At 72.2% G+C, this 13,729-nt stretch carries 10 protein-coding genes; 7 read left to right on the top strand and 3 right to left on the bottom strand.

What is annotated here, in order from left to right; genetic code table 11:
• Positions 1–44 precede the first annotated feature (44 nt).
• On the bottom strand, positions 45–908 hold the full coding sequence (locus ACWC24_RS33920) for an isocitrate lyase/PEP mutase family protein (RefSeq protein WP_450666746.1): 864 nt from the start codon (positions 906–908) through the stop codon (positions 45–47).
• Between the two features lie 300 nt (positions 909–1,208).
• Here ACWC24_RS33920 and ACWC24_RS33915 point away from each other — a divergent pair, with 300 nt between their 5' ends.
• Together ACWC24_RS33915 and ACWC24_RS33910 are read left to right on the top strand one after the other, a co-directional pair.
• Positions 1,209–1,847: a VOC family protein gene (locus tag ACWC24_RS33915; protein ID WP_450666745.1), complete on the top strand. Its 639-nt coding sequence runs from the start codon at positions 1,209–1,211 to the stop codon at positions 1,845–1,847.
• Between the two features lie 84 nt (positions 1,848–1,931).
• Positions 1,932–2,330 (top strand): VOC family protein, encoded by a 399-nt coding sequence (locus ACWC24_RS33910; protein ID WP_450666744.1) that lies wholly within the window; start codon positions 1,932–1,934, stop codon positions 2,328–2,330.
• 46 nt (positions 2,331–2,376) lie between these two features.
• Here the strand turns inward: ACWC24_RS33910 and ACWC24_RS33905 are convergent, their stop codons facing one another.
• Positions 2,377–3,060: a helix-turn-helix domain-containing protein gene (locus tag ACWC24_RS33905; protein WP_450666743.1), complete on the bottom strand. Its 684-nt coding sequence runs from the start codon at positions 3,058–3,060 to the stop codon at positions 2,377–2,379.
• A gap of 260 nt (positions 3,061–3,320) precedes the next feature.
• Positions 3,321–4,574, bottom strand: coding sequence for a YihY/virulence factor BrkB family protein (locus ACWC24_RS33900; protein ID WP_450666742.1), 1,254 nt, complete (start codon positions 4,572–4,574; stop codon positions 3,321–3,323).
• A gap of 1,060 nt (positions 4,575–5,634) precedes the next feature.
• Between ACWC24_RS33900 and ACWC24_RS33895 the strand changes: the two genes are divergently transcribed.
• The 5 genes from ACWC24_RS33895 to sbnA all read left to right on the top strand — a co-directional run bounded on the left by ACWC24_RS33895 (position 5,635) and on the right by sbnA (position 13,627).
• Complete coding sequence (locus ACWC24_RS33895; RefSeq protein WP_450666741.1) at positions 5,635–8,181, top strand: Pls/PosA family non-ribosomal peptide synthetase; 2,547 nt, start codon at positions 5,635–5,637, stop codon at positions 8,179–8,181.
• A 38-nt stretch (positions 8,182–8,219) separates the two neighbouring features.
• Positions 8,220–10,487, top strand: coding sequence for a non-ribosomal peptide synthetase (locus ACWC24_RS33890; protein ID WP_450666740.1), 2,268 nt, complete (start codon positions 8,220–8,222; stop codon positions 10,485–10,487).
• 77 nt (positions 10,488–10,564) lie between these two features.
• The gene (locus ACWC24_RS33885) at positions 10,565–11,578 is read left to right on the top strand and encodes a TauD/TfdA family dioxygenase (RefSeq protein WP_450666739.1); all 1,014 of its coding nucleotides are present in this window, start codon (positions 10,565–10,567) and stop codon (positions 11,576–11,578) included.
• On the top strand, positions 11,575–12,618 hold the full coding sequence (sbnB, locus tag ACWC24_RS33880; protein WP_450666738.1) for a 2,3-diaminopropionate biosynthesis protein SbnB: 1,044 nt from the start codon (positions 11,575–11,577) through the stop codon (positions 12,616–12,618). Before ACWC24_RS33885 ends, sbnB begins: the two co-directional genes overlap by 4 nt.
• Positions 12,619–12,652: 34 nt before the next feature.
• On the top strand, positions 12,653–13,627 hold the full coding sequence (gene sbnA / locus ACWC24_RS33875; RefSeq protein ID WP_450666737.1) for a 2,3-diaminopropionate biosynthesis protein SbnA: 975 nt from the start codon (positions 12,653–12,655) through the stop codon (positions 13,625–13,627).
• The last annotated feature ends 102 nt before the right edge of the window (positions 13,628–13,729 follow it).

Below are 13,729 nucleotides of genomic sequence, written 5' to 3'. Positions count from 1 at the left end.
CGTCGCGAGCGCGTCGGCCGTCCGCGGCCGCGCACCCGCGGGGCTCACACGCCCACGCCCTGGGGCACGTCCCGCAGCCGGGCGATGTTGCGCTCCAGCAGTTCCGTGGCGGCCCTGACGCCGACCCCGGTCGCGGTGTCGACCTCGGGCAGCCGGCCGTCCGCCGCCCTGAGAGCGGCCAGCGCGCGGTGCATCGCCTCGTGCGCGGCGAACAGGCACGGCGTGCTGTAGATCGCCACGTCGACGCCCAGCTCGGCGAGTTCGGTCAGCGAGAGCCTCGGGGACTTGCCGCCCGCGATCTGGTTGAACAGCAGCGGCTTGTCCCCCGTCACGTCCCGGATCCGGCGGATCCACTCCACGCTGCGGACCCCGTCGACCAGGACCACGTCCGCGTCCGTCGCCGCCAGGGTCCTGGCCCGGTTCAGGATGTCGTGCTCGTCCGTGGCGTCGGTACGGGCCACCACGACCAGGTCGCGGCGGGTCGCCAGCACCATCTCCAGCTTGGCGAGGTACTCGTGCAGCGGCAGGACCTGCTTGCCGTCGGCGTGCCCGCAGCGGCGCGGCCGTTTCTGGTCCTCCAGGATCACCCCCGAGGCGCCGATCCGCTCCAGCCCCTCCACCACATGGCAGGCGACCTCGGGATCGACGTACCCGTCGTCGATGTCCACCAGCAGGTGGTGCCGGGGGAATGCGCCGCGCAGTCGCTGGACGAAGGCCATCATGTCCGGCCAGGCGATGAACCCGATGTCCGGCAGCCCGTAGTGCGAGGCGGCGAAGCCGAAGCCCGAGACGAACATCCCGTCGTAGTGGTCGGCGGCGATCGACGCCGAGTACATGTCGTAGACGCCGATCAGCGGAGTGGTTCCCGGCCCGGCGATCTGCTCGCGCAACCTCTTGCCGTACGTCAAGGCTCGATTCCTCCTGGGGAGTTGGGCACGCTGTCGCGTACGGGTCGTCGCGACACGACGCCCTTTGCCAAGACGAGAGGATCTCCAGGGCGGCCCTGAACTTTTCCCTCGGACGGGTTTTGCTCACTCCATCGGCGCAGACGGTTCACCGGAGAAACGTCACTCGTACGCCGACTCGCCGACGCGGGACGGGATCCCGACGGAGGGACGCGCCCGGCACGGTGCGCGGGCCCGGCCGACCGCACGGGCCTCACACATATGGGGCCGCCGGGAGGAACGGGAAGCGTAGTCTCGGGCGGGATGAACGCCGACACGCTCGTCCCGCTGCTGGACCACCTCGTCCTCGCGACCCCCGATCTGGCGGCGACCGTCGCCGACTTCACCCGGCGCACCGGTGTGACGCCCGCCCCCGGCGGCGCCCATGTCGGACTCGGCACCCGCAACCACCTCGTCGGGCTGGGCGGCACGAGCTATCTGGAGATCATCGGGCCGGACCCGGAGCAGCCCGACGCCACAGGTCCTCGGCCCTTCGGCGTCGACGGTCTGGCCGCCCCGCGGACGGTCACCTGGGCGATCAGCCCGCCCGACCTGGACGCGACGGTCGCGGCCGCGCGGGCGCGTGGCCACGACCCCGGCCCGGTACGGGCGATGAGCCGCCGCCGTCCCGACGGCACCCTGCTGGAGTGGCGCCTGACCGACGGGACCGCACACCCCTCGGGCCTGGTGCCGTTCCTCATCGACTGGGGCGCCTCGGCCCACCCCTCGGCGGCGTCGGGCCTGCCGGTGACCCCCCTGCTCGCCCTGTCCGCGACCGCCCCCGACCCGGACGCGATCAGGCCGCTGCTGACCCTCCTCGGCACGGAACTCGCCGTCGCGCGGGGCCCGGTGGGGATCTCGTTCACGGTACGGACGCCCAGGGGGCCGGTGACCTTCGACTGAGGCGGGCGACCGCGCGGACGGCCGTGGTGGCGGGTGTCCGATTCGTTCAAGACCGGTGGCCGGGCCGCCGCCTACGGTGGTCCCATGAGTCCACGATTCGATGCCATCGGGCTGGTCGTCTCCGACATGGCCGCCTCCGTCGCCTTCTACCGCAGGCTCGGGTTCACGATCCCCGAGGGGGCCGAGCGCGAACCGCACGTCGAGATCGGACTGCCGGGCGGGCTGCGGCTGCTGCTGGACACGGAGGACACCGTCCGGTCCTTCCGTCCGCAGTGGCGGGCGCCGTCCGGCGAGGGCAGGACCGCGCTGGCCATGCGGTGCGAGGGACCGGACGAGGTCGACTCCGTGTACCGGGAGCTGGTGGACGCCGGGTACCACGGCGAGCTGCACCCGTGGGACGCCTTCTGGGGCCAGCGGTACGCCGTGGTGCTCGACCCCGACGGCAACGGCGTGGACCTGTTCGCTCCGCTGAAGGCCGGCTGAACGGGGCGGGCGGGCCGAACGGGGCGGGCGGACCCCGGGGACGCGCTCAGCGCAGCAGCGCGCCCAGCGTCGTACCGGTCAGCCGCCGCACGTCGCGGGCCAGGTGGGCCTGGTCGGCGTAACCGGCCCGGACCGCCGTCCCGGCCTGCGGAACGCCGTCGCGGGCCAGCGCGAGGGCGCGTTGCAGCCGCAGGATGCGGGACAGCGTCTTGGGTCCGTAGCCGAAGGCGGCCAGCGAACGGCGGTGCAGCAGCCGGACCCCCAGCCCCAGGTCGTCGGCGGTCGCGGCGACGGACCGGCCCGCGGCCAGGGCGGCCACCAGGCTCGCCGTGACGGGGTCGGGCGGGTCCGTGGTGCCGGCCCGCTCCCACGCGATCTCCTCCAGCGCGGCGGCGGGGTCGGCCGCCGCGTCGACCCGCTCGCACAGCCGCCGCACCGGCGCGGCGGGCCACAGGTCGTCGAGCCCCACCCGCCGGTCGCGCAGTTCGTGCGCCGGTACGCCGAGGAGCGCGGGCGCGGTGCCGGGGAAGAAGCGGACGCCCGCCCAGCGCGCGGGCGCACCCTCGGGGCGGTGCGGTCGGGTGTCGGGACCGGCCACCAGCAGCCGGCCCTCGGTCCACAGCAGGTCCATGCAGCCGTCGGGCAGCACCGGGCGGGCCCGCGACGCCGAGGGCACGAGGTTCCACACCACCGCGCCGCTCAGCAGGGAGGACCGCCGTTCCGCGTACACGTGGGCCAGGCTACGTCGCTCGCTACCGCGTCCCGCCCGGCCCGCCCTGTGTGCGCCGGGCGCACAAGCGGTGGTACAAGGTGCGCCAGGCGCACACACGTATGCGCGAGGCGCTGCTGCCGCGCCCGGGCCGGTGCGCCGCGCCAGGCGCCCGGGGTATGCGGCCCGGCGTACGGGCCCACGCACACGGCGTGCGAACCGGTCCGCGCTCCCGGTTCACCCGACCTCCTGGCCCGACCCCCTGCCCTGGCCCGCGGCCGTCACTTCGGTGTCGGCGGTTCCTCCTCGTTCCCGTCGCCACCGTTCGCACCGGTGCGGCCGGTGCCGTTGCCGGTGGTGCCACCGCCGGCGCCGTTGACGCCGTTGCCCTTCGGGGAGCTCTTCGCGTGGGTGCGCAGACGTCCCGTGACGTCGTCCGGCGGCAGGAAGCGGGACCAGCGCTCGGGGAACTCGGACGGCATGTCGGCGTCGTAGAGATCGTCGTCGTCGGGGTCGTCGGAGTCATGCGTCCGCGCGGCCGTCCTGCGGGCGACGTACTCCGCGGCCACCTCCTCCCGCAGCAGCTCGTTGGCCGCGCGGGCGGCGGCGGTCGCGGCGGCCGGCCAGACGCGGTCGATGGCCGCGTTGACAGCGGCCCCGACCAGCACGGCGAACGCGGACACACCGATCCACAGCAGGACGGCGACGGCTGCCGCGAGGGAACCGTAGATCGTCGCGCCCTCGATGGTGTGCTGGAGGTAGATCCGCAGCAGGAAGCTGCCGAGCACCCACATGGCGAGCGCCACCAGGGCCCCGGGCACGTCCTCGATCCAGGGCGAGCGCACGGGTACGGACACGTGGTAGAGCGTCGTCAGGAAGGCGATGGACAGCACGATCACCACCGGCCAGTACAGGACCTGCACCACCGTCGTCGACCAGGGCACGACCCGCACCACCGCGTCGGGGCCCGCGACCATCAGCGGCAGCGCGACCGAGCCGATCAGCAGCGCCACGATGAAGAGCAGGAAGGCCATCAGCCGGGTCTTGACGATGCCGCGGACGCCGTCGAGGCCGTACATCACGGTGATGGTGTCGACGAAGACGTTCACCGCACGGGAGCCCGACCAGAGGGCGAACAGGAAGCCGATGGAGATGACGTCGGGGCGGCCGCCCTTCATCACGTCGTCCAGGATCGGCTGCGCGATCTCCCTGACGCCCCGGTCCGACAGGACGGTGCGCGAGGCTTCCAGGAGATTGCTCTCCAGGCTGCTGATGCTGTCGGTGCCGGTCCAGGCGTCGACGTAGCCGAGCAGTCCGATGAGGCTCAGCAGCAGCGGCGGTACGGACAGCAGCGTGAAGAACGCCGCCTCGGCCGCGAGACCGAGGATGCGGTACTCGACGCAGGAGTTGACGGTGTCCTTCAGAAGCAGCCAGGCGGTCCTGCGCTTGGAGACGTTCCGGTAGAGGGCACGGGCCCGGTGGAGACGCCCGGACGGGCTCTCGGGTTGCTCGGGAGACTGACTTGCTGGCTGCACCCCCTAACGGTATCCGCCGCACCCGCATGAGATCACCCCTGGTGTGACGGTCGGACCGGCCGGACCCGCGACGCTGCTCCGCCCACTCGCGGCGCGCAACCGGGCAGCAATTCATGAGCAACCCAGGAGAAACCACCGGCAAAATCGAACCATTTTTCTGTCATGTCCGCGTTGGCCGAATTTATACGTCCGAAAGAACCGGAACCCTTCGGAGCAGTTGCACGGTCCACTCGATGAACGCCCCGGTGGGACGGGTGATCGAAAGATCGAAAGGGTTCGCACGGCGAATGGATGGCCGTTGCGAACGGGTCAATGACCGAAATGGCCTTGACCCGTTCCTGAGTGGCTCGAAAGAATTCTGATTGCATTCGTTGCGCGCTCCGAGGAGGGCTCGGCGCACACGACACGGGGGACAACAGGGGTCTCTGACCAGGACCCGATCCAGCCGCGTTACCCGTGATCCGCATGGTTCCATGTGGGTCATGCCGTGCTGCACCATGCCATTTTCTGCACGCCAAACATTTACGCGGCCACTCACACATTCTTTCGAACGAATTCCACTCGAACATCTCGGGTCACTTCTGCGCCCAAACACCGGGACCCAGCGCCGCCGCACGCCGGCCGGCGCCGTTCCGCCCTTCGCCGTTCCTCCCTTCTCTGTTCCACCCTTCATTTCGTCCGCCATTCCGCCCGTCATTCCGCCCGTCATTCCTGTCCGGAGAACCGACATGCCGGTATCGCGCTCCTTGACGCCCGCGCCGTCACCGCCCCCGGGCGACGACGGCCCGGGCCCCGCCGCGTCGCGGCCGGCCGAGGCCGGCCCGACCGTCACCGTCCGGCTGCGGTTCGGCGCCACGGGCGTACCGACGGACTCGCCCGGTCCGTTGTACGGGGTACCGGCCGCGGCCTCACCGCTCTGCGCCTACGGGTGGCGCCGCTCCCGGAACCGGGGGCCGCTGGGACACCCGCTCGCCGCAGCGGCCGGGCGTGCGCGCACCGCGACCACTCCCCCCGTCCTCGACCCGCACCACCAGTCAAACCGCAACAAGGAGCGCACGTGGTGAGCAAGCCCAGCACCGTAAAGGGCACCGTCACCGTCCCGGGCACCGGCCCGGACCCAGGCCCAGGCCTCGCCGCCACCGGCACCGGCACCAGCACCAGCACCAGCACCAACACCAACACCAGCACCAACACGGAGAGTGCTCTCGCCGAGGTTCTCGCGGGCGTCGTCCGCCGCGACGACGTCCCCGTCGACAGCGACTTCTTCGACGATCTCGGCGCGAACTCCCTGGTCATGGCGCAGTTCTGCGCCCGGGTCCGCAAGCGCCCCGACCTGCCCGCGGTGTCCATGAAGGACGTCTACGGCCATCCGACGATCCGCGGCCTGGCCGCCGCGCTGGCCGGCGAGCCCGCCGAGGCCCCCGCCCCGGTCGAGGTCCCCCCTCCCCCGCCCGGCAACACCGCCCGCTACGTCCTGTGCGGCGCGCTCCAACTCCTGGTCTTCGTCGGGTACTGCCTGCTGACCGGCCTCGTCACCGCCCGCGGCTACTCCTGGATCTCCGACGCCGGCTCCGTGGCGGCGGTCTATCTGCGCTCGGCGGTCTTCGGCGGCGCGGTGTTCGCCGGGGTCTGCACGGTGCCGGTGGTGGCCAAATGGGTGCTCGTCGGCCGCTGGAAGGAGACCGAGTTCCCGGTCTGGAGCCTTGCCTACTTCCGGTTCTGGGTCGTCAAGTCACTGCTGCACGCCAACCCGATGGTCCTGTTCGCCGGCAGCCCGCTGTACGTCCTGTACCTGCGGGCCCTGGGCGCCCGGATCGGCAGGGGCGTCACGATCCTGTCGCACTCCGTCCCGGTCTGCACCGACCTGCTGACCATCGGCTCCGGCACGGTGATCCGCAAGGAGAGCTTCTTCCTCTGCTACCGGGCGCACGCGGGCCGGATCCGGACCGGCCCGGTCACCCTCGGCAAGGACGTGTACGTCGGCGAGAAGACCGTCCTCGACATCGGCACCTCGATGGGCGACGGCGCCCAGCTCGGCCACGCCTCCGCGCTCTACGACGGCGTCGCGGTCCCGGCCGGCGAACACCGGCACGGCTCGCCCGCCCAGCCCACCGACGTCGACTACGTCCGGGTGCCGGCCGCGCCCTGCGGGACCCTGCGCCGCGCCGCCTACGGTCTGGGCGGACTCCTCCAGCTGCTCCTGGTGTACGTGCCCCTCGCCGTGGGCGGCACCTATCTGCTGCTCCCCCTGGTGCCCGCGCTCGACCGGCTGACCGACCCGAACAGCCAGGACCTGGACAACCCCCGGTTCTATGTCGAGGCGCTCGGCCTGTCCCTGGTGCTCTTCACGGGCTTCACCGTGCTCGGCCTGGCCACCGTGTGCCTGGTGCCGCGGCTGCTGCGCCCGCTGGTGCGCCCGGACCGGACCTATCCGCTCTACGGCCTGCACCACTCGGTCCAGCGAGCGATCGCCCGGCTGTCCAACGTCCACTTCTTCACCTGGCTGTTCGGCGACAGCTCGTACATCACCGGCTATCTGCGGGCCATCGGCTACGACCTGGGCGAGGTGGAGCAGACCGGCTCCAACTTCGGTTCAGCGGTCGCGCACGAGTCGCCCCACCTGGCCGTCGTGGGAAGCGGCACGATGGTCGCCGACGGACTGTCGATCGTCAACGCCGACTTCTCCGCCACGTCCTTCCGGCTCTCGCGCACCGTCATCGGGGCGCACAACTTCCTCGGCAACCACATCGCCTACCCGGCGGGCGGCCGCACCGGCGACAACTGCCTGCTCGCGACGAAGGTGATGGTCCCGCTCGACGGCGAGATCCGCGAGGGCGTGGGGCTGCTCGGCTCGCCGCCCTTCGAGATCCCGCGCACCGTGGAGCGCGACACCCGCTTCGACCACTTCCGCGAGGGCGACGAACTGCGCCGGAGGCTGACCGCGAAGAACGGCCACAACCTGCGCACGATGGGGCTGTTCCTGTTCCTGCGCTGGCTGCACTGGTGCCTGCTCACCGTGCTCGGCTTCGGCGCCGTCGACCTGTCCGGGACCCATGGCACGGCGGGCGGACTGCTGATCGGGGCCGCCATGATCGTGGCGCTGCCGTTCACCACCGGCTACTGGGCGCTGGTGGAGCGCGTGATCGGCAGGTTCCGGCCGCTGGAGCCGAAGCTCTGCTCGATCTACGACCCGTACTTCTGGTGGCACGAGCGGCTGTGGAAGGTGCCGGACCACCATCTCGCGGTGTTCAACGGGACGCCGTTCAAGAACGTCGTCTGGCGGCTGCTGGGCGTCCGGATCGGCCGCCGGGTCTTCGACGACGGCTGCTACATCACCGAGCGCACCCTGACCGCGATCGGCGACGACTGCACGCTCGGCGCCCACACCAAGGTGCAGTCGCACTCGCAGGAGGACGGCACCTTCAAGTCCGAGCACATCACGCTCGGCGCCGGCTGCACGCTCGGCACCGGCTCACTCGTGCACTACGGCGTCTCGCTCGGCGACGGCGCCGTGCTCGCCCCCGACTCCTTCCTGATGAAGGGCGAGGAGGTACCGCCGCGGGCGCACTGGGGCGGCAATCCCGCGACGGCCCTGCGCCGCGCGTGACCACGACGCGCGTGACCAAGACGGAGAAGGAAAGAACGATGGAGACGATCCCCAGGTGGACCACGGCCCCGGTGCCGGGCGTTGCGACCTACGAAGTGCCCCTGCCCCGGCCGGTGCCGCCGGCCGAGCACGTACTGCTGGCCGCGCACGCCAAGGTGCTCGCCACGCTGTCCGGCGAGCACGAGGTGACGACCCGGTTCGTCCCGGCGAAGGGCGAGGAGCCGGTCGCCCACCGGCTGTCCGCCGGTCCCGGGTCGTGGCGGGCACTGATGGAGGGCGCGGTCCCGGGCGGTGACCCGGCGGCCGAGACGGTGCTCGATCCGTACGGCGTCCACGACGGCGCCGACGACGCCGTACTGCATGTGAGCGTGTACGACGGCAGGCTGCGGCTGCGCTATCGCACCGACGTCCTGGACGCCCCGGCCGCCGAGCGCATCGCCGGCTACCACCTCACCGCGCTCGCCCTGATCGACGCCGACCCCGACGCCGACCACACCGCGCGGAGCCTGCTGTCCGCCGACGAACTGCACCACCAGCTCACCGGGTTGGCGGGTCCGGCGCGCGAGCTGCCGGACCGCCGGGTGCACGAGCTGTTCGAGGACCGGGTGGCGCTGCATCCGGACGCGATCGCCGCCGTCGAGGGCGACCGGCGGTGGACGTACCGGGAGCTGGACTCCCGCGCCAACCGGATCGGCCGGGCGCTGCTGGCCCGGGGCCTGCGCCGGGAGGACGTGGTCGCCGTCGTCATGGAGCGCGATCTGGAGTGGATGGCGGCCGTCCTCGGAGTGCTGAAGGCGGGCGGGGTCTATCTGCCCGTCGAGCCGCACTTCCCGGCCGAGCGGATCGCCGCCGTCCTGTCCCGGGCCGGCTGCGGACTCGTCGTCAGCGAGCGGGGCAGCACTGACACGCTCGACCGGGCGGCGGTGGACGCCCGGACCGTCCTGGTCGACACCGTGTGGACCGAGGTCCACGACGACAGCGCCCTCGGGGTCGAGGTCGACGCCGGCCAACTCGCCTACATCTACTTCACGTCCGGCTCCACCGGCGAGCCCAAGGGTGCCATGTGCGAGCACGCGGGCTTCCTCAACCATCTCCTCGCCAAGATCGACGACCTGGGGATCGAGGCCGGGCGGACGGTCGCGCAGACCGCGCCGCAGTGCTTCGACATCTCCCTGTGGCAGCTGCTGGCGGGGCCGGTGGCCGGCGGGCGGACGCTGCTGATCGGGCAGGAGACCATCCTGGACGTGCCGCTGTTCGTGGACACCGTCGAGCGGGCCGGGGTCCATGTGCTCCAGGTCGTACCGTCGTATCTCGACGCTGTGCTGGCCGAGTTGGAGCAGCGGCCGCGCGAACTGGCCGACCTGCGCTGTGTGTCGGTCACCGGGGAGGCGGTCAAGAAGGAGCTGGTGCAGCGCTGGTTCGCGGCCCGGCCCGGGATCCGGCTGGTCAACGCGTACGGGCTGACGGAGACGTCGGACGACACCAACCACGAGGTCATGCTCGCGGTGCCGGAGCAGGCACGGGTCCCGCTCGGGCGGCCGATCGCGAACGTGCGCGCGTACGTCGTCGACGCCGGGCTGGCGCCGGTGCCGCTCGGGGCGCCCGGCGAGATCGTGTTCTCCGGTGTGTGCGTGGGCCGGGGATACGTCAACGACCCGGTGCGCACCGCCGCCGCGTTCACCGCGGACCCGCACCGCCCGGGCGAGCGGCTGTACCGCAGCGGCGACCACGGGCGCTGGCTGCCCGACGGCAAGCTGGAGTTCCTCGGGCGGCGCGACAGCCAGGTGAAGGTGCGCGGCTTCCGGATCGAGCTCGGCGAGGTCGAGAGCGCGCTGCTGCGGGTGCCCGGGGTCCGCGACGGCGCGGTGGTGGTCGTACGGGGTACCCGCCTGGTGGCGTTCTGCAGCGGTGCGTCGCCCATCGAGGCGGGGGCCGTCCGGGAGCGGCTGGCCGCGTCGCTGCCCGCCTACATGGTCCCGTCGGCCGTCCACTGGCGGGACCGGCTGCCGCTGACGGCGAACGGCAAGATCGACCGCCGGACGCTGGGCGCGCTCGCCGAGCAGCTCGGCACGGTCGAGGGCGGCCCCGACACCCCGGGTGAGCACCGGATGGCCGCCGCCTGGTCGCAGGTGCTCGGCATCCCCGCCGACCGGATCGGCCGCCTGGACGACTTCTTCGACCGTGGCGGCACCTCGCTGGCCGCGGTACGGCTGGTGATCGCGCTGGACCGGGCGGTCACCCTCAAGGACGTGACCCGCCATCCGGTCCTCGCGGATCTGGCGGTCCTGCTCGACCCCGTGGTCTGAGCAGCGGTGACCGCCCGCCGCGCCCTCTGTCCACCCCCGCACAACCGCTCATTCGCACCACCGAAAGGAACCACGAGATGACGTCCTCATCTCCCCTCGTCCTCCCGGGCCTGGCACAGGCCCCGGGCAGTCCGCCACTGCTGCACGCCGATCCCGGCGGCGACCCGGTCGCCTGGGCGGAGTCGCACCGTGACGCGCTGCGGGCGGTCGTCGCCGGGCAGGGGCGCGTGCTGGTGCGCGGTCTCGGCCTGAGCGACCCGGACACCTGCGCGGCCGTCTTCCGACGGCTGACCGACACGCTGATGCAGGACCGGGAGCCGTTCGCGCCGCGCCGGACGTACGGGGACGGCGTGTACTCCTCCACCAAGTGGCCGCCGAACCAGCAGATGTGCCTGCACCACGAGTTGAGCTACGCCGACGAGTTCCCGGGCCTGCTGCTGTTCGCGTGCCTGGAGGCGCCGGCCGAGGGCGGTGCGACCCCGCTCGCCGACGCCGCGGCGGTGCTCGACGCGCTGCCCGCCGAGCTGACCGAGCGGTTCGAGAAGGAGGGCTGGACGCTGGCCCGGACCTACCACGACGAGCTGGGGGCGTCGGTCGCCGAGGCGTTCGGCACCGACGACCGGGCCACGGTCGAGCGCTACTGCCGGGCGCACGGCATCGAGTTCGCCTGGCAGGAGGACGGCGCGCTGCGCACCCGGCAGCGGCGCGGCGCCGTGCTCGCGCATCCGGCCGACGGCCGACGCTGCTGGTTCAACCAGATCTCGTTCCTGAGCGAGTGGACGATGGAGCCCGAGGTACGCGAGTACCTGATCGACGTCTACGGCCCCGAAGGGCTGCCCTTCAGCACCTGGTTCGGGGGCGGGGACCCGGTCGGCGAGGACGTCGTGGCCTGCATCAACGAGGTGTACGAGGCCCACACCGTGCGCGAGCCGTGGCAGTCCGGCGATCTGCTGCTGGTCGACAACATCCGTACCGCGCACGGCAGGGAGCCCTTCACGGGACCGCGCGAGGTGCTCGCCGCGCTCGGCGACCCGATCAGGCCGGCCGGCCACGCGCCGACGGCGATGGAGAACGAGGTGGGGACGGCATGACGACGACACCGGACCGGATCGACGCGCCCGCGTTCGCGGTCGTCTCCGGAGAACAGGTCCAACAGGCCCTGGACGGACGGGAGCCCGAGGTCGGGCGGCTCGTCGAGGAGGCCTACCGGCTGCACGGCGAGGGCGAGTCGGTGAACCCGCCGTCGTACTTCCTGCGCTTCGAGGACCGCCCGTCGGCGCGGATCATCGCGCTGCCCGCCTCGCTCGGCGGGCCGCAGCGGGTGGACGGGCTGAAGTGGATCTCCAGTTTCCCGGAGAACACCCGCTCGGGACTCCCGCGCGCGTCCGCGGTACTGATCCTCAACGACCCGGTCACCGGCTATCCGTATGCCTGTCTGGAGAGTTCGGTCATCAGCGCCACGCGCACGGCGGCCTCGGCGGCGCTGGCCGCGGACCGGCTGAGCAGGTCCCGGCCGCGTCCGGCGCGGGTCGGCTTCGTCGGCACCGGCCTGATCTCCCGCTACGTCCACACCCATCTCGTCGCCACGGGCTGGGAGTTCGAGGAGACGGGGGTGTACGACCTGTCCGCGGACAGCGCGGCGGGCTTCCGCGGCTATCTGGAGCGGTCGGGGACGAAGGGCCGGATCACCGTGCACGACAGCGCGGAGTCCCTGGTCCGGTCGAGCGACCTGCTGGTCTTCGCCACCGTGGCGGCTCGGCCGCACGTCCACGACCTGGCCTGGTTCGCGCACCATCCGCTGGTGCTGCACGTGTCGTTGCGCGACCTGGATCCGCGGATCCTGCTCGCCTCGGCCAACTACGTCGACGACGTCGAGCACTGCCTGAAGGCGGACACCTCGCCGCATCTGGTCGAACAGCTCACCGGGAGCCGGGAGTTCCTCGACGGCACGCTGTACGACGTGCTGACCGGGCGGGCGGAGGTCCCGGCGGACCGGACGGTGGTCTTCTCGCCGTTCGGGCTGGGCGTGCTCGACCTCGCGGTCGGCCGGTTCGTCCACGACGAGATGGTCCGGCTGGGCGAACTGCGCGTCGTAGACGGTTTCTTCCACGAACTGCGCCGGCACGGATGACCGGCGGGGCATGCAGCGGGAACAGGGGGACAACATGCCCGTCATCTCCGATCCCTCGGAGTTCAACGAGGAGGAGCTCTACGTCGACCTGCGGGCCGCGCTGGAGCTGCCGCTCTATCTCAAGTGCGAGGGTTTCAACTTCGCCGGGTCCGTCAAGCTGAAGGCCGCGCGCGAGATGGTGGACGCCGCCGAGCGCGCCGGCGTCCTGCGGCCGGGTTCGGTCCTGGTCGAGTCGTCGTCCGGGAACCTGGGCGTGGCACTGAGCGTGATCGCCGCGAGCCGGGGCTACGGGTTCCTGTGCGTGACCGACGCGCGGTGCAACCAGCCGACCATCCGGTTGATGGAGACGCTCGGCAGCCGGGTCCATGTGATCCGGGAGCCCGACCCGGTCAACGGCCTGCTGGGCGCCCGGATCGCTTACGTGCGGGCGCTGTGCGCCTCGGACGAGCGGTACGTGTGGCTCAACCAGTACACCAACCCGGGCAACTGGCGGGCGCACTACCGCACCACCGCGCCCGCCATCGCCCGTCGCTTCCCCGACCTGGACGTGCTGTTCGTCGGCGCCGGCACCACCGGCACGCTGATGGGCTGTGCGCGCTGGTTCTGGCAGTGGCGGCGGCGGGTGCGGGTGGTCGCCGTGGACAGCGTCGGTTCGGTGACCTTCGGCGGCGCTCCGGCCCGCCGGATGATTCCGGGGCTGGGTACGAGCGTGCGGCCACCGCTGCTCGACACGTCGTACGTCGACGACGTGGTCCGGGTCGAGGAGCGGGACACCGTGCACGCCTGCCGCCGGCTGGCCGCACGGGGTTTCCTGTTCGGCGGCTCCACCGGCACGGTCGTCAGTGGCGCCGGGCAGTGGCTGGCGCAGCACGGCCGCCCCGGTCTCACGGCCGTCGGTATCGCCCCCGACCTCGGTGAACGCTATCTCGACACGGTCTACTGTCCCGGCTGGCCGGAGGAGGCGCTGACGGAGGACCCGCTGGAGACCGCTCTGACCCCGCTGGGCTGACCTGGAGCGCAGGCAACCGAGGCGGCGGCGAGTGCTCCCGACCGCCAGCGGCATCCACTGGCCCGGGGATTCGAGATCATCACGGTCATGGTCGACGGGGGC

The sequence above is a fragment of the Streptomyces sp. NPDC001443 genome, from assembly GCF_053597355.1.
This window is presented reverse-complemented; position numbering and strand designations above follow the sequence as displayed.